Origin of the sequence: Gelidibacter japonicus (assembly GCF_010725055.1) — a bacterium.
GTDB classification, from domain to species: domain Bacteria; phylum Bacteroidota; class Bacteroidia; order Flavobacteriales; family Flavobacteriaceae; genus Gelidibacter; species Gelidibacter japonicus.
On the sequence record NZ_BJKB01000022.1, the window covers coordinates 25,815 to 52,798 of the forward strand.

Below are 26,984 nucleotides of genomic sequence, written 5' to 3' on the forward strand. Positions count from 1 at the left end.
TTTAGATTTTAATGTTGAGTTTCAGACCGATTTCAGTCGCTATTGGCGCATTAAAAAAGTTTAAGCCCTGTCCGGAATGGGTGTCATAAAGACTGCTATAAGGTGAAGCTCCTCGATATTTTGTATAGGTAAATAGATTATTGGCATATAGTCCGAGGTCAAAAGCCCTGAAGAATGAATGGTTGTTTTGGTTTGTGAAACTGTAGGTGATGTCCACCGACTTTAAATTGATATAGCTTCCGTCTTCAATAGCATCTTCAGCAACCCCTTCAAAACCGTAACGCACAAAGCGGTTGGCTTCTATACCCTGAGAAGGATTATAAAAATCTACCGGAATTGTATTTGGGTGACCCTGAGCGTTGACGCCAGCAAAAACATAATCTTTGATGCCTCTTTCTTGCGCAGATTGTTGGGAGGTTCCGTAGTAATTCAAGACGTTTTGAGTGCCATTCCATACATCGCCGCCTTTTTGAAAATCGATAACAAAATTTAATTGAAAGCGTTTCCAAGTCAATCCGTTGGAGAAACTTAAATTGAAATCAGGTGTTGGATTCCCAATCTGCTGGAGTTCTGAAGCGACCAGTGGAAACCCGTGCGCTCCAATAATTTGATTTCCATGAGCATCTCTGGCATACGCTGAACCGTAAATAACACCAGCGGGTTGGCCCACCACCAAATTTTTTGAAACTGTTGAAAATCCTGCAATTGCCAAGCGTTCTTGAGGGATTTTTAAATCCAACACTTTACTTCTATAGGTTGAAAATAGAATTTGAGAGGTAAACCCAAAATTATTGTACCGATAGCGCATAAACTCCAAATTCATTTCTATGCCGTTATTTTGTATCTCTGCAGTATTTCTAAGTTGAAATCCGTTCCCTTCATGTACAGGGAAAACACTGCCTTTATGTTTGCTATAGAAATAGGTCATGCCGAAATCGACAGTGATGTCCCATACCTTGAGGCCTATTGTTGCGGCAACATCATGGTAGATTTTTTTTTCAAGTTGGAGTTCGTCGTTGAGGAATAAATCTTGGTTTGCCGTATATCTCAAAGTTTCTGAAGGGCTCATCACCAGACTATTATGGCTTTGATTGTTATAGAATAGGGGCATTTCTTTAACATCAAAGGAGTTACGTGAGCTCAAGTAAAGTTTGTCTAAACTATATATTTCGAATAGTTCAATGAGATTCAGCTTTAAATATCCTGTTGGTAATACATAATGGTTTTTTTGAAGGGATGATATGAAACTGCTATTGCTAAGCGTTAATTCCAAACCAAGATGATGCCATTCCAAGCTTGCCTCGTTCAAAACTCTTAGTGAATGCATTGAAGCATCATGTACATTGGAGTTTTTGTTGTTTGGATTTGAAAATGAAAAATCATTGAATCCAGTGGCTTCATTGAAACGGTATTTCAAATGGTCATAACCATAATCGATTGCTGAATTGATGGTAAGGGAATAGTTGTTTTCTTCAAATTTGTAGTTGAGATTGACATTGGCAATGAGCGTATTTTTTTCAATATTTTTTTGACTTAAATACCCGTTCTCAAATCCAACGGTCTGCGCCACAAGTCCGAAGTTTTGCTCATTATTTGTGTGTTGATAGTTGATTTTGCTGGTAAGTTGAAGGTCATCAGAAATTTTAAATTGATTTTGAATGCTTCCAAGAAATAGCTGATAATAATCTGCATTTTTATTGTAATTGAAAAGCCATTCCGGATTGTTGAACCTTAAAGGACTATAACTGCGCTGTGTTTGATTGTTTAAGGTGGCGCCTTGTGAATTCTCAAAACTTGTTGGTGTGGTCCAAGAATTCAAGAACAGATTGTTTATAAAACCATTGGTATTGGGCTGGGCGTTGAATTGATCTGTATATCTAAGACTTGTGTCCCATTTTATTCTTTTTCGGTAATAATTGGTGTTCTTATAGGTTAGGGCAAGATTGTTTTTAGTGCTGGCTTCTCTTCCAAAAGCATCTTCGTCCATGTCGTAATTATAGTCGAAGCCTAAAATCCAATCTTCAGTCGAGATTTTAAAAAATAGATTGTGATGTGATTTAAGATTGGTTTTTAAAATAGAATTATCATAAGCTTGTGCTGGAATGCCGTTGCCATTTCCAAGTGTTACCAAACGGCCATTCACATCATAAGGGTAAGAGCTGCCGTCAAATTCCAAAGTTCTCAAATACGGTCCGTAAGAAAATGGATTGCCGGTTTCTGGGCCTAAAAATGACAACTTATTATTTGAAACTGTACCCTGGCTGAAAGACGTTTGTAGTTCTGGAAGGTTTTTCTTCTTAATGAATTGAAACGATGTAAAGGAGCTGTATCCAATTTCATAATAGATGTCAGGATCAAAATAGGTAAGTTCTACTCTATCAGGTTTAATTTCCATCGCTTTAATCCGATTGTACTCAAAATGATTATTTTTATTAAAGGTTCTTTCGGAATGTTCAAAGCTTGGGACTTCAAAAGACGTTTTATTCAACTCTTTTAATGCGTTGGCATAAGCTTCAGTTTGAATCTTGGCCACAGGTTCCTGAGCTTTGGTTTTAATATTCGGATCCATTCCAAATAGACGTGTAGTGACTTTCACTTCAGTACTTTTCATGCCAACACTACTGAAGACCAGAATGTCGCCAATTTTGCAGTCAATTTTGTAATTCCCGTCAAAATCGGTTTGAACGCCTTTGTTGGTGCCTTTTATAACAATAGATACGCCGGGCAATGGCAAACCATCAACATCAGATTTTAAGATTCCCGAAACCGTCCCTTGTTGTGCAAAACCATGTGTAACGATCATTAAAAAGAAGAAGAGGAAAAGATAAGGATGGTATTGATTTCTCATGGTTGGCTGGTTTTATAACTCAAAGCTATTGTAATACCAATTCAATAAAAAAGAAGAATGAGTGAATGCAGCATTTGAATGAGCCAACACACTTTTGAGTCAAAAACCCGCTTATTACTGATGAATAAATTAATAATTATTCATGAACCAATAATTTCGTCCCCAATAACATCACTATAGAAGATTCCATTTTAGTGATTTTTTTTCAAACATAATGGTCAAAACTTCAAAAATAGCCTACGGAAATTTAGAAATGAATAATAGTGTGGCTCAATTCAATTCCTCTTCAAAATAGCTATCAAGATTTAAACTTAATTCAGTAGTTTTACGATTTTATTTGATTTTTGACATTATAAAAAATTCATAATTTTAAAATTTAAATTACTGATAAACAGCTATTTGAATAAGTCATAAAAATGATATATAGTTGATGGTCAGTGACCTGAAATTTGACATCCACCATGTCGAAAAAGTATTAAATATTAATAAGTGCACAATATTATGCAAACCAGAATAGAAGAAGACCTGCTTGGTGAATTAGAGATCGATAATGATGTTTATTATGGTATTCACACGCAGCGAGCGATTGATAATTTTAAGATTTCAAAATCTAAAATATTAGATTATCCATTATTTGTGAAAGGGCTGATTATTACCAAAAAAGCTTGTGCCTGTGCAAATAGGGAGATTGGAACGATATCTTCGTCCAGAGCGGATATGATTATCGCTGCTTGCGATGAGATTTTGGCCAACCTAGATACCTATGTGAAATATTTTCCATCCGATATATTTCAAGGAGGTGCTGGCACTTCGGTCAATATGAATGCAAATGAGGTCATTGCCAATGTAGCTCTTGAAATGAATGGCTATGAGAAAGGCCGTTATGATATTTTACACCCAAATGATCATGTCAACAAGTCGCAGTCAACCAATTGTGCCTACCCAACCAGTCTAAGAGTAGCCATATACTACTATATGAACCATCTTTTGGAAAAAATCAATCTGCTCACGACGCGTTTGGACATCAAAGGGACGGAGTTCAAAAAGGTATTAAAAATGGGTAGGACCCAACTACAGGACGCCGTACCCATGTCGTTGGGTGATGAGTTTTCGGCATGGGCCGCAAATTTAAAAGAGGAAACCAAAATGCTGAAAATGTGCAGAGACATCATTTTGCCTGTGAATTTGGGAGGGACTGCAATCGGTACACGTGTTAACGCCCCAAATGGCTTTTCCAAACTTTCGGTCGGCTATTTGGCAAAATTCACCAAAGCAAGTTTTGTTGAGGCAGAGGATTTAATCGAAGCCTCTTTTGACTGTGGTGATTATGTTATGATTTCCGGAGGATTGAAAAGGGCCGCAGTAAAGCTGTCCAAAATATGCAATGATTTAAGATTATTGTCCTCAGGTCCGCGTTGTGGTTTCCACGAAATAAACTTGCCTGAAATGCAAGCAGGGTCCTCTATTATGCCAGCCAAAATCAATCCGGTTATACCCGAGGTGGTCAACCAGGTGTGTTTTAAAGTCATTGGAAATGACGTGACCGTATCTTTTGCGGCAGAAGCAGGACAATTGCAATTAAACGTCATGGAGCCAGTTATTGCACAGTGCGTATTTGAATCGATTGAATTGCTCTCAAATGCCTGTGTTTCGCTTGCCGATAAATGTATTTCTGGAATCACGGCAAACGAAGCGCACACTAAAGAAATGGTATACAACTCAGTGGGACTGATCACGTTTCTGAGTCCTTATATTGGACATCATATGGGCGATTTGATTGGAAAAGAAGCTATAGCAACGGGCAAAACCATACGTGAACTTGTTCTTGAAAAGAATTTGCTGTCGGAGCAAGAATTGGATCTAATCCTCAGTCCAGTAAATTTAATGCACCCAGAATATACGGCATTGGCTCAGAAATAAACAATGGACCACCGCCATTAATAAGAATTTGTAGTTCTTTAAATAAATTTAGAAATAATGGTGCTTGTGATTATCACTGACTAAGACTTTTATCTGATCAAGTAGCCCAGCTGGGTTTCCTGAATTTCTATTTCGTTCCAAATATATTGACATCTACTAAGTTCACAATCTTGATATTTAGTAGTATTTTTGGAATATATCATAGAATTTTAACAACATTAAATACATAGAATATGGAAGATAAAGTCATCACGCATTGGAAAGGGAATTCGCAATTTGAATCCGATAACCCTAGCGGAAAAACCTTATTGATGGATACTTCGGCAGAACATGGCGGATATAATTCCGGACTGCGCCCTAAAGCGATGATGCTCGCGGCGTTGGCGGGCTGTTCAGGTCTCGATGTGGTCTCTGTCCTCAATAAGATGAAAGTTACCGTTTCAGATTTTAGGATGGATACTTACGGCCAATTGACCGAAGAACATCCAAAATATTATCATACAGTGTCTGTGGAATATCATTTTTATGGAAAAAACCTGGATGAAGGTAAAATCAAGAAGGCGGTTGATTTATCCATAGAAAAATATTGTGGCGTCATGGAAATGTTCAGAAGATTTGCCAAAGTGAACACCTCGATCCATTATCACAATAAGTAGTTTTGAGCCAAGACCCGACCGTCACGATAAATGTCGGGATTGTCAGATCTGAAATCAATTAAAACTTGAAACATTTTAAAGCTGAAACCAGAAACGAGAAAATGCGTTGGACCTTAAAACCAAAACCAGAGCTTTCCAAAATAAAGCAGTTATCTGAAGCCCTTCAGGTGGAGCATGCTATTGCTTCGTTATTGCTACAGCGCGGCATTGAGACTTACGAAGATGCCAAACAGTTCTTCAGACCAAGTCTTGATGAGCTACATGATCCTTTTTTAATGAAGGATATGGACAAGGCAGTCGATCGTATTGAAAAAGCAATCAATGATGGCGAAAATATTTTGGTGTTTGGCGATTATGATGTGGACGGTACCACGGCAGTAGCTTTAATGTCTTCTTATCTAAAAGCAAGAACAGATACGGTTGCTACGTATATTCCTGATCGTTATGATGAAGGTTATGGAGTTTCCATAAAGGGTATAGACTTCGCACATGACAATGATTTTGCGCTGATCATAGCACTAGATTGTGGAATAAAAGCGATTGACAAAGTTGCCTATGCGAAAGAAAAAGGCATTGATTTTATTATTTGTGACCATCACCGGCCTGGTGCTGAACTTCCAGATGCCGTGGCCATTTTGGATCCGAAACGTGAGGATTGTGACTATCCCTACGACGAATTATGCGGCTGTGGTGTGGGTTTCAAATTAATTCAAGCGTTAGCGTCCAGAGATGGTAAATCCATTGAAGACTTAACCGGGTATCTCGATTTAGTGGCTACAGCCATTGGTGCTGATATTGTTCCTATTACTGGGGAAAATAGAACCTTGGCGTATTTTGGATTGCAGGTGATTAATGGAGATCCCCGTGCCGGAATTAAAGCCATTATCGATCAAACCAAAAAGGCCCAATTGACCATTACTGATGTGGTTTTTATCATAGCACCTCGGATTAATGCAGCAGGCCGCATGAAACACGGCAATCACGCCGTAACATTATTAACCGAAGAAGATGAAGTGCTTGCGCAAACCTATGCCCAAGAAATCGAGCAGTTCAATACCGACAGAAAGGAAGCCGATCAAAGAATAACCCAAGAAGCCCTGCTACAAATTGAAGAGTATGAAGAACAGGAACGTTTCACATCAGTCGTTTTTCAAGAAACTTGGCATAAAGGTGTTATTGGTATTGTGGCGTCGCGATTGATTGAAACATATTATAGGCCAACCTTGGTGTTCACCAAAAGTGGTGATAAATTGGCGGCCTCGGCCCGATCGGTATCTGGATTTGATGTGTATAATGCCTTGGAAGCATGCAGTGCGCATATTGAACAGTTTGGAGGACATAAATACGCCGCGGGTTTGACGCTTAAAGAGGAGAACTATGAAGCTTTTAAACAGGCTTTTGAAGATGAAGTCTCTAAAACGATAGATAAGTCTTTATTGATTCCAGAAATCCGAGTGGACACTCAAATAGATTTTAAAGATATTACCCCAAAATTTTACCGGATCCTAAAGCAATTTGCCCCTTTTGGCCCAGGCAATATGGCACCCGTTTTTATGACCGAAAACTTACAGGATACAGGTTATGGAAAATGTGTTGGTGCCGATGACAAACATTTAAGAATTATAGCTAGGCAGGGAAATTCACAGAATATAGTAGGTATCGGCTTTAACTTGGGTGACAAATATAATTTGATCACCGATAAAAAACCCTTTAAGGCTGTGTATTCCATTGATGAAAACCATTGGCAAGGTAATGTGAGTTTGCAACTGAAATTAAGGGATATTAAAGCCTAATCAGCGTTGTGTTTCTTTGTTCAAAAACCTACTCGCTAAAAAAAAGTAATGGAAGAAAAGAAAAAAAATAATCTTATTGGAACAGCTATAATTGTAGTGATAGTTGTACTGGCCGTAAATTTTGGGCCGAAATTGTTTAACTCTAAAAAAGATTTGACATTGAGTAGTGACAATACTATCACGGAAAGGGCAGCAATTATGAATAAAGATTGTCCTTTTACGTTTGATTCGAATACGAGACTTGATAGTGTTACTTCGCCTGAAAAGAATGTTTTGAGACAGAATTACACTTTATTGAATGACAGTAAATTTGATATCGACACAGAGGCATTTGAAAATATATTTAAACCTGAATTCAAGAAAAATTTACAGAGCCAAAATCAAGCTGAATATTTTAAAAAGAATAGTGCAACATTAGTTTATAGATTTTACGATAAAGACAAGAATTTTGTAACTGACATTGTTTTGGAATCTAACGAATATTAGAATTGATTTCTGAATTGTTTTATTTGATAAATTCAACTAAGATAAGAACCCATCTTGTTTTACATTTGCATTGAAATAAAATCCTCTTTTAGGATTATCAAGCCAATACTTAAAAGGGTCTGATATTTATGCAACAAAAACCAATCAAAAAAGATCCCTACGCCGCACTTCGGATAAAAGAATTCAATATTTTTTTGATGGTACGTTTTGCGCTGGTTTTTGCATGGTCCATGCAGTTTATCATCATTGAATGGGAAGTGTATTCCATCACCAAAGACCCATGGGCGCTTGGTTTAATTGGTCTGATGGAAATTATTCCAGCTGTATTAATTGCTCTTTTTGCGGGACATATCGTTGATCAAAAAGAAAAAAGAGGGCTTCTTATCAAATGTATTTTGGGATTTTCTGTCATCAGTCTTGGACTGTTTTTGTTGACCTGGCCAAAAATTGTGGGTGAATGGTCAACTAATGAAATCCTCTACAGTATTTACTTCTTGGTGTTTTGCGGCGGGTTGGTCAGGGCTTTTATAGGTCCGACTATATTTTCGTTGATTGCCTTGATCGTTCCTAAAAGACTATACCCTAATGCGGCCACATGGAGCAGTTCCACCTGGCAAGTGGCATCCGTTTTTGGGCCTGCTTTGGCAGGTTTTAGTATTAGTTGGATTGGTGTACATTGGTCCATGTGCTTGATCATGGCCTTTGCACTTTTGGCACTTATCAATTTACTCCGCATTTCAAAGAAGCCAATCTTAAATCCAAAAATTGGAGAACCGATTATGGACAGCCTTAAAGAGGGCGTGAAATTTGTATTCAAAACCAAAGCGATATTGGGTGCCTTAACCTTAGACATGGTTGCTGTACTTTTTGGTGGTGCAGTGGCCCTATTACCGATATTCGCACAGGATATTCTGAAGGTGGGATCAGAAGGCTTTGGGGTGTTAAGAGCGGCTCCGGCTGTAGGCGCGTTTTTGACCATGCTGGTTACAGCTTATATTCCTATCAGTAAAAATGCGGGAATGAAATTGTTGGTGGCCATATTTGGTTTTGGAGTGAGTATTATTGTATTTGGCCTATCCTCCGTGTTTTGGATATCCGTTGCTGCCTTGTTTTTTAGTGGGGTGACTGATGGCGTTTCGATGGTCATCCGTCAAACAATTTTACAATTGAAAACACCAGATCATATGCGCGGACGTGTGGCATCTGTGAATTCCATGTTTGTGGGGTCCTCCAATGAACTTGGAGCTTTTGAGAGCGGATTGACAGCAAAGCTTATGGGAACGGTTACAGCCGTTGTTTTTGGAGGCACGATGACATTATTGACGGTAGTGACGACAGGTATTGTTTCTCCTTCGTTTAGAAAGTTAGATTTGCGCAAGGATATTGAGGAACATGGGAAGGAAGATTAATACTTCTTCAACTCCATGTTCTCTCCATCAAAAACGCCATAGGTATAGTAATGGATCCAATCTCCAAGATTGATATAGGAGGATTGGTCATTTAACTTAACTTTCAACGGGAGGTGCCTATGACCAAATATAAAATAGTCACGGTGTTTTTCTTCTAATTTCCTTTTGGAATACTGAACCAGCCATTCTTTGTCTTCACCTAAAAATTTGGCATCCTCATCGCCAGAAATCAATTTGTTTTTGACCGACATATATTGGGCAAGTTTAACGCCTAAATCTGGATGCAGCCATCTAAAACACCATTTGAAAAATGGATTGGTGAACACTTTTTTCATGCGTTTGTAGCCTTTGTCATGTGGCCCCAAACCATCACCATGTCCAATAAAAAAAGTTTTGTCGTTAAAGATAAATTCCTTGGGTTTATGAAATACTTCAATATTCAGTTCTTCCTCAAAATACCCATGCATCCATAAATCATGATTGCCCACAAAATAATAAATGGGAATTCCAGAATCGCTTATTTCAGCAAGCTTGCCTAAAGTTCTTGTGAATCCTTTTGGAACAACAGTTTTGTATTCAAACCAAAAGTCAAAAAGATCTCCGAGCAAAAAAATGGCCGCGGCATCTTGTTTGATCTCATCCAACCAAGCCACGAACTTCTTTTCTCGTGGAAACGATGCTTCTTTTGTAGGAGCCCCTAAATGGTTGTCAGAAGCAAAATATACTTTTTTCCCTTTTGGAATATTCATTAGTCAGCTATTTAAATTCCTGCCTGCCTGTCGGCAGACAGGAAGGCAGAAAACCTTTAGGTTCAACGAAGTTAATCTCATGATTTAAAAACGAATCTGGTAGATGCATATTTACTCAAATATTTTTTCTTTGAAACAGAAAGCATATTCTCGGAAGCAATAATTTCCTACCCACTACCCACTACTTTCTAATTATCACTCGCATACCATTCCGCAAAACTCGTATCGGTTTCTTGAAGTTTTAAGGAATGAAGTTGGATGTTTTCAGGTAAACGTTTTCTAATTTTTTGCGAAAAATCAATCACCATCATTTCACTAGTTGGTTGATAATCTACTAAAAGTACACTATGGCCTCTATCTTTTAGCTCCTTTGCCAACTCCACATGTGGTGTGTTTTTGTTGAACACCGTGGCATGGTCAAAAACATCGACGATTTCGTCTTTGACGATTTTTTTCAAATCTGAAAAATCAATGACCATCCCAAATTTAACATTAGAAGAATCACTGATTGGTTTTCCAACAACAGTTACTGACAATTTATAACTGTGTCCATGGACATTTTTGCACTTGCCATCGTAGCCATATAGGGCGTGACCAGTTTCAAAAGAAAATTGTTTTGTAATCCGAATTTTGCTCATTTGGCATCAATTTATCGCAAAGATATTCAAATTGTAAAAAGGAATCCCTTTTTAGACTACATTTGGCTGATTATTGCTTATATTCATTTGTACTCCAAGTTCTTAATTTCTAAGTTATATGAATCCAATCTTTCAAGACATTGCTTTTGAAGAGAACCCTTTATATGAAACGATTATTAATGATATCGTTTCTCAGAAGTATGCCATTGTGGAAAATTTTTTTGATGAAAAAGAAGTTCAGCTGCTCAGGCAATCTTTAATTGACAAGCACAAAGAAGATGCTTTCAAAAAAGCGGCAATCGGCAACAAACTTAATGCCACCATAGTCAAAACGATTAGAGGTGATGTTATTTTATGGATGGATGAATCCAACGCCAATACGACCGAAAAGTTGTTTTTTGATAAAATCAATAATCTTGTCAGCTATCTCAACAGGACCTGCTTTTTAGGTATCCTTCATAAAGAATTTCATTATGCTTTATACCCAAAAGGTACTTTTTATAAACGTCATATCGATACATTTCAAAATGACGACAGACGCAAGCTATCTTTTGTCTGCTATTTGAATGAATCGGGTTGGTTGCCAGAAAATGGCGGCGAACTGGTATTGTATTTGGACGATAATGGCAAGGAGATAGAAAAGATTATCTATCCGTTTCCAGGTCGTGTCGTTATTTTTAAAAGTCAGATCATTGAACACGAAGTAAAACCGGTCAAGACCGAGAGATTGAGTATTACCGGATGGTTAAAAACCCGTTAGATTATCTGTTTTTTCTTCGGTTGTAAACATAAATGACAACCAATACGATGGCTAATATTAAAAATAAGCCGTTACCACTTAAATATTCGAGTATTTCCATAGTTGAAATTGCAATAAGTGCTGCCAAAGTTAATCGTTTTGTTCGAATGGCAAGAAAAGTTATCTGAATTTTAGGATCAGTAGCGGGCCTCTGACAGTCATTCAAAGAATAAACAGAAAAAAATTTGCTTACAACTTATAACTCGGACTTTTCAGTGGGAAAGACAATCATACGATTGATATTTTTCAAACGGATTGTCCAACTCATAAGAGAAGTTCATAACAGTAAAATGGATGTTCACTTTGCATAGGAAAATAAATGGAGCCTAAACGCTTATAATTGCGAAGTTCATAAAAGGTTTGATTTCTATGGTTTTGGGAAAAAGTGTCTAATCTTATGGAGTTATATCCATTGGATCTTCCCAGATTTTCAGCAAAATCCATTAGTATTTGTGCAAAACCCCGCCCTTGATGGTCCGGATGTACGGCCAATCGATGAATATATAGATTTTTATCATTAGGTGTGAGCCATTTTACAGCGTGATATTCTTCGTCCATAAAAGAAGAAATCACAATCGTGCCAATAATGTTGTCATCATCATCAATCAGCACATAGAGTTCTTTTCTTGCGAGATCTTTTTCAAACGCAGCGACATTTGGGTAATGCTCGTTCCATTGATAAATTCCCTTTTTTGTCATAGACCTGGCACAGGCCTTCGTCAATAATAATATAGATTCAATATCCGATGAATTTGCATTTCGAATCATTTTTATTTATTTTTTGATAAATTTAGTCTTTAATTCAGATAAGAAAATTATTAAGGAAGCTATATAATCGTCAAAAATATATCAAATTATTTGAAAAGAGCAACAGATTTTGAACGGATTAAAGTAAGAAAAATCTACAAGTAAAAATATAGTGATAGAAAAGAGGCTAAAAAAGAAAAAAATATTTTAAGTTTGCCGATTAATCAAAGAAGCCTAAAAATTTTTTAAATCTTCTGCAGGAAGGAAGTGGCGTAAAAATAATTTGGGGATGTAGCTCAGTTGGCTAGAGCGCTTGGCTGGCAGCCAAGAGGTCGTCGGTTCGAGCCCGATCTTCTCCACGTGAAAAGCAATGCGAAAGCGTTGCTTTTTTGTTTATATAGGTTTTGACGATCGATATGTCTAATATCCCACGTCCTTTTCGATAAAATCGATTTCCGGATTGCAAATTTCTATGATCAGTTTTTTAAGTTCTCCATAAAAACTATCCAAGGTTTCTTTTGTTATTGTTTGATCTTTATCTCTACTTCTTGATGATGGTTTTTTGCCAAACTTTAAAAAATAATCACCTTGTAGATTCTTAAAGGAAATGATACCGGCTTCTAATGATTGAGATATACCTTCTGTTGCATTCAGCATATAAGCATAGGCCAAAATTTGAAAGCTTTTGCTATACTTATTGTAATCTGAGGTGATGTTTTCCCAATCAACGATTTCAACCTGTCCTTGGTTGACTTTACCTGTTTTATAATCTATTATCCTAAGTGTCCCATCAAACTCGTCAATTCTGTCCACAGTGCCTTTTAAACGAACGTTAAAATCCAATTCAGGGATGACCACTGGTATGTCGAGTTCCTTTTCTAAGTGTATGATCTTAATCTGATGCCCCGCTTTTAAAGTTTCTATTTCTTTATTAATAAAATTTGATATATAACGTTTGGCGACTTCAAGAATAATAAGGTTTTTTCCTTTGGTCATATCACCTTCCTTATAAAACGACTTAAAGTGATGGGCCACATTAGCATTTATTTGAGCTTTCATTTGGAGTAAATCGGCTTCAGTGAGTAGTTGTCCTTTATGCGGTGTGTAAAAATCCTCTAAGGTCTGATGGATGACGCTCCCCAAGGTATTGGCTGCTACGGTTTCTTCAACATCTTCAAAACTCTGTATTTTTAAGACTTTTTCATAGTAAAAATCTAAAGGATTTCTGATGTAATTTGTCAAGGATGATGGCGAAAGTCCGTAGCCAGCAATCTGCTGCAATCTTGTGATTACACCGGGCGTTTTTTCAATGATTTTAGGCTGCTTTTGTACGACTTCCACGTTCGGAACGACAATGCTATGTTGTATATGGTGGATGTTTTCAATTTGGAGTTGGGTTATAAACCGACTTTTCTCCCCACCATTCAACACATCAGGCTCTGTATTGTAAATGATATACACATTTTTTGCACGTTGCAACAGTCTGTAAAAATGATAGGTATAAACTGCATCTTTTTCCTTATAGGTTGGTAGTCCATTTTCAAGTTTCACATCGAAAGGAATAAATGAGTTGCTACTTTTTCCTGCCGGAAGAATTCCTTCATTAACGGACGATATGATAACCGTTTCAAAGTCCAAAACTCTAGACTCGAGCATTCCCATAATTTGAAGTCCCTGTAGAGGTTCACCTTTAAAATCTAAAGTTTCACTACTCAATAACTCCTTGTAGAGAAAATAAAGTGTAGTACTGTTGCTGATGAGATTGTATTTGGTGTTATAGTGCTCTAACTCGTTGAATATTTGATTAAATCTATATAGATACTCGAGAGCCAAAAGATGTTTTGACTTCTCTAAATCAAGTTCTGACTTTAGCGTGAGGATGAGTTTGGAACAATTCCTGAATGCTTTTTCAGAGCTATTTTCCCACGATTGGAATAGAAGCCTTACAACCTCGTATTTTGCACCTGCTAATGCTATTAACTTATCAACTGAAATTGTAACAATATTATTGCTCTGAATATAATTTATGATCTGATTGCTAAAATTGACTCCCTTATGTGTCAATACAGACTGTATAAAGGAGTGTGATAAAATAGCTACCACATCCTTATAATAAAGTGTGTGGTTATGATTTTTCTGAATCTTGAATACTAAATCGAATAAGGATGCCATTGGTACCGATTTCAGAGGAAGACCCATGGTGATGTTTATGGCTTCTACCTTTTGTGGAATAGAATTGAGCAATGGCATTAAAAGGGTTTCATCACCTAAAACGACTGCAGTTTTCTTTAAATCGCCGGGAGCTAAGCTGTCCAGTAATTCTCCAATATACTTTACCTGACCAATATTTTTTGGAACGGCAATGGTCTGGATGTTTTTTTCGGAGCGATAATTCTCGCCTACCCAGTTCATTTGATTGTTTTTATAAAAGGGCCAGTTCTTGAGATGCTGCCTGATAAACAAACCTGCATCATGGATTGGATTTTTAATGAAAGTTGCGTCAATATCCCAATAGATATCTGCCAGATCCTGTTGCAATAATTCTTGTATAATACGTTCTTCAGCGTTGTTTAAGGCATTGAAGCCAATAAAAACATGTTGTTTATTGGGGTTTGAACCTATGTAGGGTTCGATGCCATTTACTGCCTCCCTATAGACTAAGCCTTGATATCCTTTTTTATTTAAGATCAACTTTTCTCGGAATGCATTATAATAGATTTTAAGTCGGTTCCAAAATGCTAAATAATTTTTGATATAAGGGGTCTGCTGTTCTGATAAAGACCAATGATTGAGTTCCTTAATGGATGTTAAATAATCAAAAATATGATCAGGATCTATAAGGTACCGATCTATTTCATTAAAATCCTGAAGTAAAAGTTGTCCCCATTTTGAAAATTGATCAAAAGTGTCTCGCTGAGGTTCTGGGGTAAGTTGGGTATATACTAGGTAAAACTCAAAAAGAAGTTCGGTGTTGCTAGCATAACTAAGATCAGAAAGACTTTCCACAAATTCCTCAATGGATAAAATTTCGGGAGCAAATGTAGTTTTGGAGATGGAATGGGAGAGGATATCCTTTAAGAAAGTACCAGCTCTTTTGCTTGGCAATATAAAGGTGAGCTGTGAAATATCCAATTCTTTTTTTTGGATGTCGTCAATAACTTCTTTTAAAAAACTTCTCATTGTATAAAAATAAAAAACGCCCCGAATATCGGAGCGTTTTTCTGAAATATTTATAGTTTATAAAACTTAGTTTGTAAGTTTTACTTCTACACGTCTGTTGTTGGTTCTACCAGCAGCAGTTTTGTTAGTGTCAATTGGATTCTCCTGACCAAAGCCTTTAGAAGTTAAACGATCTTTGTCAATTCCGTTAGCAATTAACCAGTCTTTCACCGCATTAGCTCTTCTTTCTGACAATAATTGGTTAGATCTTGCTGATCCAACGCTATCAGTATAGCCTTCAATAACAAAGGTAGCTTCTGGGAATTCTTTGAAGATGGCGTTCATAGCCTCTAATGTTTGAATAGACTCTTTCTTGAAAGTAGCTTTACCAGTATCGAATAAGATAGTTCTAGCATAGTCATTCAATTGTTTCATCTTCTCAGGAGTTGGCTTAACTTCTGGACAACCGAAGTTTGCAACAGTACCAGGAACATCTGGACATTTATCATCTTTGTCCAATACACCGTCACCATCTCTATCTGGCCAAGGACATCCTTTGTTAGCAGCAGGGCCAGCTTCGTTTGGACACTCGTCTAAATGATCTGGAACACCATCACCATCAGCATCAGGACAACCTTTTAACGATTTTAATCCAGCAACAGTAGGACAGTCATCTAAATGATCTGGAACACCGTCACCATCAGTATCAGGACAGCCGTTAAATTCAGCTAAACCAGGAACGTCTGGACAGTCGTCTTTTGCGTCTTCAATACCGTCGCCATCTGTGTCAGGACAACCGTTGAACTCTGGTAAACCAGGAACGTCTGGACAAGCATCATCTTTGTCATATATGCCATCACCATCAGTGTCTTTTCCACCAAATTTAAGTGCTAAACCAACTGTGTGTTGGAAATGTGTAGCTAAGTAATCTTCGAATGCATGTTTGTAGGCAGATTGAACTGTTACACCAATGTTTTCAGAAAACCATAGGTTGAAACCAAGGGTTCCGTTTAATGTACCTGCTCCAATATCATCAACCCAGGTATAACCACCACCTACTCCTAAGTAAGGCTCAAAAACTTTTGAGTTAATTAGGTTGGCAAAGCTATATTTTACCGTACCGTCTAATGCATAGTAAGATAAATCGTCAGCTGAGGTATTACCTATTTTACTGATTTCGTTGATAGTACCAGCTGCAGTTAATGAAAAACCGTCTGATAAGTATCTAGAAACAGAAATTGAGGATAATGAAGGTAAGACGTTGTAGTGATCTCCAAAATTGAAGTATTGATCAAAGATCTCACCCTGTCCGTCTTCACCCGTTGGGTAAAAGTCAACTGCATTCACGCCAACCCCAATAGCCCAAGGGTTGTTTGCGTCTTGTGCGTTGGCGTTGCTAAAGCTCAATAGAAGCAACATAGCGAAAAATAATCTGCTAAGATTTTTCATATTCTAATAATTTAATTTTTAAGTGTTAATTATGAACAAAAGTAAGTTGTTAAACGTTATTAACAAAGACAAATATATAAAAATATTGACTATTTGCCTTAAAACAGTACTGTTTGGACTAATTTTAGATAATTTTCAAGGTTTTCCCAACTTTTATAAAAGCGGCTATTGCTTTGTCCAAATGTTCTTTGGTGTGGGCCGCTGATAACTGTACCCTAATCCTTGCTTGGTCCTTGGGTACGACTGGAAAGAAGAAGCCTATTACATAGATTCCTTCCTCAAGAAGCATTGATGCCATTGTTTGGGATAATTTCGCGTCGTAAAGCATCACTGGGACTATCGCTGAATCGCCATCAATAATATCAAATCCTTCCTTCTGCAACGCTTCTTTGAAATATTTCGTGTTTTTGGTCAATTGATCCTTTAATGTAGTGTCATTGGCAAGCATGTCAAATACCTTGATGGAAGCACCAACTATAGCTGGAGCCAGCGAATTTGAAAACAAATAGGGTCTTGAGCGTTGACGAAGTATTTCAATGATTTCTTTTTTTCCTGTAGTATATCCACCCATGGCACCACCCATTGCCTTCCCTAAGGTTCCGGTAATGATGTCTATTCGGTCCATAACCCCTTTTTCTTCTAAGGTACCACGTCCTGTATCTCCAATAAATCCAGTGGCATGGCATTCGTCTATCATGACCAGAGCGTCATATTGATCTGCCAAATCACAAATCTTATCCAAAGGTGCCACCAAGCCGTCCATAGAGAATACACCATCGGTCACAATAATCTTAAAGCGTGCGCCATTCTTATTGGCCTCAACCAGCTGTTTTTCTAAATCCTCCATGTCGTTATTTTGATAACGATAGCGTGCCGCCTTGCATAAACGTACCCCGTCAATAATTGACGCATGATTCAATGAGTCAGAAATAATCGCGTCCTCTGCACCAAATAGAGGTTCAAAAACCCCACCATTGGCATCAAATGCTGCCGCATATAGGATGGTGTCCTCGGTGCCATAAAATTCAGCGATTTTTTGCTCCAAAGTTTTATGGATGTCTTGAGTGCCACAAATAAATCGTACTGAAGACATTCCAAATCCATGACTGTCCAAAGTGTCTTTGGCAGCTTGTACTACTTCAGGATGGGAAGAAAGGCCTAAATAATTATTGGCACAAAAGTTCAGAACAGTTTGGCCTGTATTGAGAGTTATTTCTGCGCCTTGAGGAGAAGTGATGATGCGCTCTTCTTTGTAAAGCCCTGCTTCTTTAATGTCTTCAAGTTCTTTTTGTAAGTGTTGTTGTATATTTCCGTACATAATAATTTGAATTTAGTACAAAGTTAAAATTCTTTTACTTGAATATCCTCATTAATGTATACAAGTATTCTTTTTACTACATTAAAACCCATTTCCTCAAGAATAACTTGATATTCCATGATTTGATTTTGATGTGATGGACGTACAGCACCTGTTTTGTAATCTATAATAACTGTCTCTAATTTATTGTTGACAATAATGCGATCCGGTCGTGAAATAAGCCCCCCTGATATGAGAATATCCCTTTCATTATAAACAGTAAGATCAGGTAGAAAAAAGTCTTTCAATTGTTCGTGACGGACAATTTGCATTATGATTGGTTGTAGTTCTGAACTTTGATGGGCATTGAGATCCCCTTTGCTTTCAAGTTCTTGAAAAACAAAATTGATGTCATTTTCTGTTTTGATCTTGGACATGATTAAATGTACCAAGTTTCCTTTTTCAATGGCGGCTTCTTGCTCTGTGTCCCATAGGTAACCAGTATTGGTGACAATCCGTAAATCGTGATTTTCCTTAGCAACCGAAATGAAGCGTTTCTGAAGAGTGGATTCTTCTACTTTTTTTGTGGGTAAAACCCGAGTCGGATCTCCAAACGTATAGGTTTTTTCGGCATCATTCCACAATCCAGCCGATTTAAGATAATTGATAAATAAACCCGAATACACGTTAGGATTTTCGTTTTGCCCTTTATCAACATCGTATTCAGATACAATATACAGCTGTTCCACGGCTCTGGTGAGGACAACATACAGAAGATTCATGCTATCCAATTCTAATTGTGCCCTATAATCGGCATACAAGCTTTGTCCTAATTCTCCAAGACCTTCCAAATCTTTATTGACATTGATGAATACATTTGAAAAACCATTGAATATCTCCGGATTGACAGGAAACCACATTTTAGGGGACATATCAAAATAAAGATCCTGATTGGCATAAGGGAAAATTACAACCGGGAACTCCAAACCTTTAGATTTGTGGATAGTCATAATTTGGACCGCGTTATTACCCTGAGGAGAAGTAATGGATAGTTTTTCTTTTTTAATCTCCCAATGTGAAATAAAATCAGAAAAACTGGCATTGTGCTTCTGCGAATAGTCCAAAACTTCATCCAAGAAAAACTGAATATAGGCGTTGGAGGTTTTGTTTAAATTAAATTGTCTGACCACACTTTCTACAGCTTCGTAAAATGGAAGTTGTAAAAATTGATTAAAATCGAAAAACAGATTGTATTTACTGAGTGCTTTGAACATTTCAAAAGCCTCCAAATGTACAAGGTTGTCAAAAAACAGATGTTTATCATCCAATTGAATGTGCTGGTCAGCCAAATAACTTAAGACCTCAATTTTCAACATCTCGTTATAAGGTTGAGAGGCTAATGCGATGGTGTTGGTGAGAAATTGGACTTCGGGTGAATTTTTTAGCAGCAAGGATTCGGAAGAAATGATGGGAATTCCTTTAACACTCAAATATTCAGCAAGAGCGGTCCCTTCTTTAGATTTTCGAGATATGATGCACATATCCCGCAATTCAAACTTGTTTTCCTGAGCCTTTTGGATCGCTTCCAACACTTTTTTTCCATAAATAGCGTCTTTGTCTTCAGATTCAAACTCTAAAAACGAAAGCTCAATATAACCATCACCTGTCAAATGAAAATTTTGCCGACTGGCTTCATAAATTTCTCGATGTGATCTATTGGAAAACGCAAGAGAGGAAGTGTGCTTGAAGAAATCATTGTTGAAATTTACGATCGTCTCTAAACTTCTATAATTGGTTGGTAAGTCTTCAATATGCTGTTCAATGTGAAATGGTTGTGTTCGTTTGGTATATAAGTCAATAAACTGTTCGGCCTTGCCACCGCGCCATCTGTAGATAGCCTGTTTTGCATCGCCCACCAGCATTGCCGAGCCTGTTTCACCTTTTAAATTCTGACTTGAGATGGCATTCTCGATTAATGGAATAAGGTTTTCCCATTGTTTTACAGAAGTGTCCTGGAACTCATCAATAAAGTAATGCCTGTATTTTTCACCGATCCGTTCGTAGATAAATGGGGCTGGTTGTGATTTTATTTCATTGCTGATAAGTGAATTGAATTCTGAAATGAGGATTAAATCTTCATCGACTTTAATCTCCTGAAGACTTTTATATATGGCATTCAATACAGATAAAGGCGTGAGGTTATTCATGATGTTCTTTAAGAACTTCAGTTGGTACACTTGCTCTTTGGTTTCTTGAAAGGCAGCAACTAAAATGGGCTGTATAGTATCAATAGTTGCAGCGGTGCCAAGCGAAACTCTTGTTGGATAGAGCTTTGTGTCTTCAATTTCCAACTGCCATTTGTTGTCAAACTTAAGATCATAATTCTTATCCCTTAATTTAAGAAAGTGGTTAGGCAATGAGTTTCTTGAAAAATCGCTGTGCTCCAAGCCATTTTCATCTAAAAGGTTTAAAACGTGTTGTGATTTTTCAACGACATCTAATTCCTGAGTCTTGATAATTTTTAAGAGTTGCGTTTTTAGACCTTTAAAATCTTCAATAGACTTGTCCTTTAAAGCTTCAAAATACGGAATGTCATTTTCATTGATGAGCACTTGCGCAATTTGATTAAAATCGAAGGCCACATCCCAGCTTTTGTCATCATCGGCTTTTTCAATGGCAAAGTCAACAAGTATTTTTGTGAGTTGTTTTTCAGTTCCAGCCTTATCGATCAATTGGTCCACAGCTTTTGAAAGAATTGTCTTGGTGTCCAATTCTACCTCAAAATTGAGAGGTAGTTTCAAGTCGTGGGCGAAGGTTCTTATAAGCCTATGGTTGAACTTGTCAATGGTAGATATGTCAAATGCCGCATAGTTATGGGCAATGGTGTTTAGGATAATTTTCGATTTTTCGTGAAGTGTTTTGGGTTCCATATTGAGTTCCTTAGATAGAATCTCGAACATTGGGGTTGGTCTTTCTAAAATATCAGGATCTGAAAATGCGATAAGCATTTCTACGACCCGTTCTTTCATTTCAGCAACGGCTTTATTTGTAAATGTTAAAGCCAATATATTTTTAAAGGCATTTTGCTGATTGGAAGTAAACAGTATTTTTAAATATACCTTTACCAAGGTAAAAGTTTTTCCACTTCCGGCCGAAGCATTATAGATGAGGAAAGGTTGTCTGACTTCCATTGTTTTGATTTTTCATACAAGATAAAAACTATACTTGATTTATATGAGGAAATTTAAACTTTTCAGTGGTCAAGTGCTTTTTATACAGTGGCTGTGGCCAACGTTAAACTTTTCTTAACAGTTAGATACGAAGCCTTTAATATTTTTTAATGCACAGTTTTATGCGTAAATTTGGTTTGAATAAATATTAACACTTAAAAACAGATACATTATGGCTTTCGAATTACCGAAATTAAAATATGCGTATGATGCCTTGGAGCCTCATATTGATGCAAAAACAATGGAAATCCATTACTCAAAACATCATCAAGGATATACCAATAACCTAAATGCTGCTATTGAAGGCACTGATTTGGCAGGAAAAACTATTGAAAATATCTTGATCAACTTGGATATGGATAAAAAAGCTGTTAGAAATAATGGTGGTGGTTTCTACAATCATTCCCTATTTTGGGAAATTATGAATCCAGAAGGCAAAGGACGTTTGTCAGGAGAATTAAAAGATGCTATTGAAGCAGCCTATGATTCAGTTGATGCTTTTAAAGATGAGTTCAGTAAAGCTGCTGCAACCCAATTTGGTTCTGGATGGGCTTGGTTATGTGTACACAAAGGCGGAAAAGTAGAAATTTGCTCAACTCCAAACCAGGACAATCCGTTGATGCCAGGGGTTGGATGTGGTGGAACACCAATATTAGGATTGGATGTTTGGGAGCATGCTTATTACTTGAAATACCAAAACAGAAGACCTGATTATATCAATGCATTTTTTAATGTGATCAATTGGAATGAGGTTGAAAGACGTTATGCGGAAGCGAAATAAGATTTTCTAAAAAGCTTATATACCAACCTACAAGGTTTTTAAAATCTTGTAGGTTTTTTAATACTTTATAGCAAGCTAAGCGAATCTAAAAAGGTTCGCTTTTTTTATGTGGAATTGTGGATTTTTGAAAAAGTCCATGTTGGGATTTGAATTTTGAGATACTCGCCTTCACGGGTATTCATGAAAAAAGGTGGACGAGTGTCCACCTTTTTTGCCCCAAATCTACCATAAACTTAACCTACTTATGTTATGGTGAAACAAATATAGGTGGACTAAAATGTAAAAATTCAATTTATTAGATAAACTACGAATAAATTAGGCTGAATGATGAATTTGGGTAAATAAACCCAAATCGAAGGTGTCATAGTTAAAAGTAATTGCTTGGAGTTGAAAGTAAGTATTTGAATGAAGTATATTATACACTTAAAAGCTTATTTAAACACTACTAAAAAAGGGCATAAAAAAAGGTAAACAGAAGTTTACCTTTTTTTGCCCCAAATCTACCATGAACTTAACCTACTTATGTTATGGTGATACTAAAGTATATTGAATTTCAACAACTTGATATAAAATTTAGATGAATTACCAAATTATCCGATTAAAAGACTTTTTGATAGATAAAGTGGCTGATTGCCTTCTTTTAAATTTAATAAGCACGTTTGTTATTTCCTTCGTAAAAGTTAATGAATGCCCTGTTGACAACTCGATTTCCGCCAACCGTAGGATAATTTCCTGTAAAATACCAATCGCCCAAATTTTTGGGACAAGCTATATGTAGGTTTTCTATGGTCTGAAATATGGTCTTGACCTCTGTCTTTACGCTTGGGTCACAAATAAGTTCTGCAATCTTATCCGAAATTTGTTCTGCACTAAACTGATTGTAAAGTTCTTTGACAAAATTTCTAACCTCTTTGTCCTCCAACTGCACTTGTTCTAGACATTTTTTATAAACTTCTTCTACCAGATGGTATTTGTCATTTTCCTTGAGCAGTTCAAGCATGGCTCTAAATGCGATTAGGTCTTCCAATTTTGCCATGTCAATCCCATAGCAATCAGGATAACGAATTTGAGGTGCAGAGGAGACGACGATTATTTTTTTAGGATGGAGCCTTTCCATCATTTTAATGATACTTTTCTTTAAAGTGGTGCCACGTACAATACTATCATCGATAATCACTAGGTTGTCCGTAGGTTTTATGACACCGTAGGTAATATCATAGACGTGAGCCACTAAATCATCTCTGCTGCTATCTTCAGTGATGAACGTTCGGAGTTTAACGTCCTTGATGGCTATCTTTTCTATTCGAGGACGTTCAGATAATATTTGTGTGACTCTTTCGGCAGAAAGTTCACCATTGCCACTAATAATAGCTTCGGTTTTCTTTTTGTTGAGATGGTCTTCTACGGTCTCAATCATTCCAAAGAAGGAGGTTTCTGCGGTGTTTGGAATATAAGAAAACACGGTGTTTTTCGTGTCAAAGTTAATGGCTTCCAAGACTTTTGGCATGAGCAGTTTACCTAAATTTTTTCGCTCTTGATAAATTTCGGCATCGCTACCTCGAGAAAAATAAATCCGTTCAAAGGAACAAGCTTTGCGTTCCAATGGTTTCAGTATTTTTTTAATGCTCGTTTCTCCTGATTTTTTAGTGATAATGGCATGGCCAGGTGTTAGTTCTTTAACATCCTCAAAGTTGACATTGAATACGGTTTGTATGACGGGGCGTTCAGATGCAACCACCACGACTTCATCATCTTGGTAATAGTAAGCCGGCCTGATTCCCGCAGGATCACGTAACACAAAGGAGTCACCATGTCCTAAAAGCCCAGCTATGGCGTAACCTCCATCCCAGTCCTTTGCGGAACGTTTCAGGATTTTTGCAACGTTGAGTCGGTCAGCTATCAATGGTGAGCATTCGTTTTTATTGTATCCCTCATGCTTCAATTGCTTGTATTTTTTAGCAACGGCATCATCTAAAAAATGACCGATTTTCTCCATAATGGTAACGGTATCTGCCTTTTCCTTTGGATGCTGTCCGATTTTGACCAAGCCTTCAAATAATTCATTCACATTGGTCATGTTAAAATTTCCAGCAACAATCAGGTTTCTGTGCATCCAATTGTTCTGTCGCAAAAATGGATGAACGTTTTCAACACTGTTTTTTCCGAAAGTGCCGTAACGCACGTGTCCCAAAAGTACCTCTCCTATATAAGGAATGTTCTTTTTTTGTAAGGCCACATCATCGGTGTATTCTGGATGCTCAGTAAATTCTCTATTGATGCGCTCATTGATTTGGGCAAAAATGTCCTGAATGGGTTGTTGTGCAATAGAGCGTACACGACTGATATATCGCTCTCCCGGTGCCGTATCGAGTTTAATGCTTGCAAAACCAGCGCCATCTTGTCCACGATTGTGCTGTTTTTCCATCATCAAATACATTTTATTGACACCATAAAATGCACTGCCGTATTTTTCTTTATAAAATTCTAAAGGCTTTAAAAGTCTGATAAGCGCAATTCCGCACTCATGTTTTATCGCATCACTCATTGGGTTTTTTCAATTTTAGATTCGCTACAGTTTATTGAGGGTTAGTCTTAATAAGTTGAGAATTATTACAAACTAGGGTTATTAAAAAACGCGCTCCATTTAGAGCGCGTTGATTTATATCAATTCATTTTTTATATGTTTCCAAGAAGCATTATTAAAAATCATATGAAACAGTTTTTTAGTTCTAATGATAGGTTCTTTACAAACTTTTTGATTACTCTAAAATAATCTCGAATTTGGTCAATTGTTTAAATTGATCCAATCGCTGGTACACTTCTCTGTCTTGGAGTTCCTCCATGCGTTCTGTTCCGAATTTTTCTACACAAAACGATGCTAATGTGGAACCGTAAATAACGGCAGTTTTCATATTCTCAAAAGAGTAATCTTCCGTTTTTGTCAAATATCCGGCAAATCCCCCAGCAAATGTGTCGCCAGCACCAGTTGGATCAAATACCTCTTTCAAAGGCAAGGCTGGTGCAAAAAAGACATTTTCGCCATGGAATAATAAGGCACCGTGCTCTCCTTTTTTAATGACCACATATTTTGGGCCCATCTTATGAATTTTTTGGGCGGCCACTACCAGCGAATATTCTCCGGTCAACTGACGGGCTTCTTCATCGTTGATTGTAATGACGTCCACTTTATTGATGACTGCTTTTAATTCATCAAGAGCGCAATCCATCCAAAAGTTCATGGTATCTAAAATCACCATTTTTGGTTTTTTGTTCATTTGCTCCAAAACACTCATTTGAACCAAAGGATGCAGGTTGCCGAGCATGACTACCTCTGCGTTTTTATAATCTTCCGGAACCACGGGATTGAAATCGGCAAGGACGTTAAGCTCTGTTGCCAAAGTGTCACGAGTGTTCATATCGTTATGATATTTGCCTCTCCAAAAGAAGGTTTTGCCCTCTTTTACAATTTCAACACCAGAAATATCAAGATTTTTATTAGCTAATAAGTCTAAGTATTCTTTAGGAAAATCACCCCCAACAACCGAAACAATGGCGGCATCTACATTAAATTGGGATGCAGCCAAGCCTATAAAGGTTGCAGCACCACCCAAGATTTTATCAGTTTTTCCAAAAGGTGTTTCGATAGCGTCAAAGGCAACGGTACCTACAATTACTAATTTGCTCATATTGCGGTTTCAAAATTTGGTGCAAAGATAATGCTTTTTAGCTTCGAATTCAGCACTATTTTCGAGGAATTTATGTGTGTTTATTCGGGATTGAAATGTCGCAAAAAGGCATTGGGGTCATTTAAAAACGATTTTGTAACCGAATAATGATCCGTGTTTTCGAGTGGGGTTGCCTGCATTGCCTCATTGGTAATCTCATAAATGGTTGCTCCAGGATAAGCCATCAGCATGGGGGAATGTGTGGCAATAATGAATTGGGATAAGTGATTTTGCAGGTGGTTATGGAGAAAATAGATAAAAGATAATTGTTTTGATGGAGAAAGTGCGGCTTCGGGCTCATCCAATACATAAATACCTGGCGACTTTATCATTTGCTCCATGATATGAAGATAGGCTTCCCCGTGGGAAAAGGCATTTAATTCCTGACCATAGTTTTTCCGCATATAGCGCAGTTGGTAATTGGCATTTTCTTTCATTTGACTGATGATGTGATCCGGAACATGGCCTTCCAAATCAGAAAATTTATTTTGAATCTGGGCATCTGTTCTATTCACACTGTTCAGATAATCGCCAAAATCTTCAGCCCTAAAGAAAAATCCTGTAGGACGTTCAATGGTCCAAGTGAGCTCCAAATAGGGCAGTAGTCGTTTTGCCGCATCAAAACTAGGTTTGTTGTAATCGGCGCCGTCCAAGTGAGGGAGCTGTAATCTACATGCCAATGTTTCCAGCAAGGTCGATTTTCCTGAACCGTTTTCTCCAACCAGAAATGTGATTGAGTTGGATACATCAGTGTTTTTCGCATATTTGATCGCGGGAATATCATACGGGAAAGGATGGGTTCTGTTGGTTTCAATATGTATGGAAGACAGGTAGGACATTGTTTTTATCAAAGAAATACGATATTTATAGGAATCAAGATACTTATTTTAATTCTTTTAATTTGGAGAACAACAAGTAAATAGAATTATCACAACGCCATAAAACCGTTTGACATGAATGATGCGCATTCTCACAAATATGATTAGAGTTGAAGACAATACAGTTTTTATTCAGAGAGTTATGTGCCAAAAGCAGCTGTGCCAATAAGCCATATTCGTCAAGAAACCTTTAGAAACATATTTCTAAACCTTTGCTTCCGAGAGGTTTCAAATATAAGTAGCTATTTCGGGGTGATGGTGCCACGCTTTCGTCTTTCACTTTTTAAAAACTATCATTACTGTCCCATTAAAACTTAAAATTGTTCTTTGAAATATTTGAAATTTAGTTGGTTATAGAGGTTTGTCAGCCGAACGGACTTGAAAACATAGCTTTGTTGCCAGATGAATCTGCCAACCTAT

18 protein-coding genes and 1 tRNA gene are annotated in these 26,984 nt (G+C 37.3%); 8 read left to right on the plus strand and 11 right to left on the minus strand.

The features are described from left to right. Position 1: 1 nt before the first annotated feature. Positions 2 to 2,848 carry a carboxypeptidase-like regulatory domain-containing protein gene (locus G6N06_RS17555; protein ID WP_163518017.1) on the minus strand — a complete coding sequence of 949 codons (2,847 nt, stop codon included), beginning with the start codon at positions 2,846 to 2,848 and terminating at the stop codon, positions 2 to 4. Between the two features lie 498 nt (positions 2,849 to 3,346). Between G6N06_RS17555 and aspA the strand changes: the two genes are divergently transcribed. The 5 genes from aspA to G6N06_RS17580 all read left to right on the plus strand — a co-directional run bounded on the left by aspA (position 3,347) and on the right by G6N06_RS17580 (position 9,112). Next, positions 3,347 to 4,768 (plus strand): aspartate ammonia-lyase, encoded by a 1,422-nt coding sequence (aspA, locus tag G6N06_RS17560; RefSeq protein ID WP_205334790.1) that lies wholly within the window; start codon positions 3,347 to 3,349, stop codon positions 4,766 to 4,768. A gap of 233 nt (positions 4,769 to 5,001) precedes the next feature. Further along, positions 5,002 to 5,424: an OsmC family protein gene (locus G6N06_RS17565; RefSeq protein ID WP_163518019.1), complete on the plus strand. Its 423-nt coding sequence runs from the start codon at positions 5,002 to 5,004 to the stop codon at positions 5,422 to 5,424. Between the two features lie 101 nt (positions 5,425 to 5,525). Next, the gene (gene recJ, locus G6N06_RS17570) at positions 5,526 to 7,217 is read left to right on the plus strand and encodes a single-stranded-DNA-specific exonuclease RecJ (protein WP_163518034.1); all 1,692 of its coding nucleotides are present in this window, start codon (positions 5,526 to 5,528) and stop codon (positions 7,215 to 7,217) included. A 48-nt stretch (positions 7,218 to 7,265) separates the two neighbouring features. After that, positions 7,266 to 7,703: a DUF8479 domain-containing protein gene (locus tag G6N06_RS17575; protein ID WP_163518020.1), complete on the plus strand. Its 438-nt coding sequence runs from the start codon at positions 7,266 to 7,268 to the stop codon at positions 7,701 to 7,703. A gap of 128 nt (positions 7,704 to 7,831) precedes the next feature. Next, the gene (locus G6N06_RS17580; protein ID WP_163518021.1) at positions 7,832 to 9,112 is read left to right on the plus strand and encodes an MFS transporter; all 1,281 of its coding nucleotides are present in this window, start codon (positions 7,832 to 7,834) and stop codon (positions 9,110 to 9,112) included. Here G6N06_RS17580 and G6N06_RS17585 read toward each other — a convergent pair. Both G6N06_RS17585 and G6N06_RS17590 read right to left on the minus strand, forming a co-directional pair. Then, complete coding sequence (locus G6N06_RS17585) at positions 9,109 to 9,861, minus strand: UDP-2,3-diacylglucosamine diphosphatase (protein ID WP_163518022.1); 753 nt, start codon at positions 9,859 to 9,861, stop codon at positions 9,109 to 9,111. The genes G6N06_RS17580 and G6N06_RS17585 overlap by 4 nt on opposite strands. Before the next feature lie 188 nt (positions 9,862 to 10,049). After that, positions 10,050 to 10,499, minus strand: a complete 450-nt coding sequence (locus tag G6N06_RS17590) for a 6-pyruvoyl trahydropterin synthase family protein (RefSeq protein ID WP_163518023.1) — start codon at positions 10,497 to 10,499, stop codon at positions 10,050 to 10,052. Positions 10,500 to 10,617: 118 nt separating this feature from the next. On the opposite strand from G6N06_RS17590, the gene G6N06_RS17595 reads away from it, so the two are divergent. Further along, a complete protein-coding gene (locus G6N06_RS17595; RefSeq protein WP_163518024.1) occupies positions 10,618 to 11,259 on the plus strand; it encodes a 2OG-Fe(II) oxygenase in 642 nt (213 codons plus the stop codon). A 303-nt stretch (positions 11,260 to 11,562) separates the two neighbouring features. Here G6N06_RS17595 and G6N06_RS17600 read toward each other — a convergent pair whose 3' ends face one another. Next, positions 11,563 to 12,066: a GNAT family N-acetyltransferase gene (locus G6N06_RS17600; protein WP_163518025.1), complete on the minus strand. Its 504-nt coding sequence runs from the start codon at positions 12,064 to 12,066 to the stop codon at positions 11,563 to 11,565. Positions 12,067 to 12,330: 264 nt separating this feature from the next. Here G6N06_RS17600 and G6N06_RS17605 point away from each other — a divergent pair. Next, positions 12,331 to 12,404: transfer RNA gene (locus tag G6N06_RS17605), tRNA-Ala, on the plus strand. A 61-nt stretch (positions 12,405 to 12,465) separates the two neighbouring features. Here G6N06_RS17605 and G6N06_RS17610 read toward each other — a convergent pair. From G6N06_RS17610 to G6N06_RS17625, 4 genes are all read right to left on the minus strand, one after another. After that, on the minus strand, positions 12,466 to 15,225 hold the full coding sequence (locus G6N06_RS17610) for a PD-(D/E)XK nuclease family protein (protein ID WP_163518026.1): 2,760 nt from the start codon (positions 15,223 to 15,225) through the stop codon (positions 12,466 to 12,468). Positions 15,226 to 15,291: 66 nt separating this feature from the next. Then, positions 15,292 to 16,653 carry an OmpA family protein gene (locus G6N06_RS17615; RefSeq protein ID WP_163518027.1) on the minus strand — a complete coding sequence of 454 codons (1,362 nt, stop codon included), beginning with the start codon at positions 16,651 to 16,653 and terminating at the stop codon, positions 15,292 to 15,294. Between the two features lie 124 nt (positions 16,654 to 16,777). After that, on the minus strand, positions 16,778 to 17,971 hold the full coding sequence (gene kbl / locus G6N06_RS17620) for a glycine C-acetyltransferase (protein WP_163518028.1): 1,194 nt from the start codon (positions 17,969 to 17,971) through the stop codon (positions 16,778 to 16,780). Between the two features lie 23 nt (positions 17,972 to 17,994). After that, entirely contained in the window at positions 17,995 to 21,141 is a 3,147-nt protein-coding gene (locus G6N06_RS17625; protein ID WP_163518029.1) for a UvrD-helicase domain-containing protein, read from the minus strand. 211 nt (positions 21,142 to 21,352) lie between these two features. Here G6N06_RS17625 and G6N06_RS17630 point away from each other — a divergent pair, with 211 nt between their 5' ends. Then, positions 21,353 to 21,961 carry a superoxide dismutase gene (locus G6N06_RS17630; RefSeq protein ID WP_163518030.1) on the plus strand — a complete coding sequence of 203 codons (609 nt, stop codon included), beginning with the start codon at positions 21,353 to 21,355 and terminating at the stop codon, positions 21,959 to 21,961. Positions 21,962 to 22,607: 646 nt separating this feature from the next. On the opposite strand, the gene G6N06_RS17635 is transcribed toward G6N06_RS17630, so the two are convergent. From G6N06_RS17635 to G6N06_RS17645, 3 genes are all read right to left on the minus strand, one after another. Further along, on the minus strand, positions 22,608 to 24,506 hold the full coding sequence (locus tag G6N06_RS17635) for an amidophosphoribosyltransferase (protein ID WP_163518031.1): 1,899 nt from the start codon (positions 24,504 to 24,506) through the stop codon (positions 22,608 to 22,610). Between the two features lie 214 nt (positions 24,507 to 24,720). After that, positions 24,721 to 25,647, minus strand: a complete 927-nt coding sequence (locus G6N06_RS17640) for a PfkB family carbohydrate kinase (RefSeq protein WP_163518032.1) — start codon at positions 25,645 to 25,647, stop codon at positions 24,721 to 24,723. An 80-nt stretch (positions 25,648 to 25,727) separates the two neighbouring features. Beyond that, positions 25,728 to 26,525, minus strand: a complete 798-nt coding sequence (locus G6N06_RS17645) for an AAA family ATPase (protein WP_163518033.1) — start codon at positions 26,523 to 26,525, stop codon at positions 25,728 to 25,730. Positions 26,526 to 26,984: the final 459 nt, after the last annotated feature.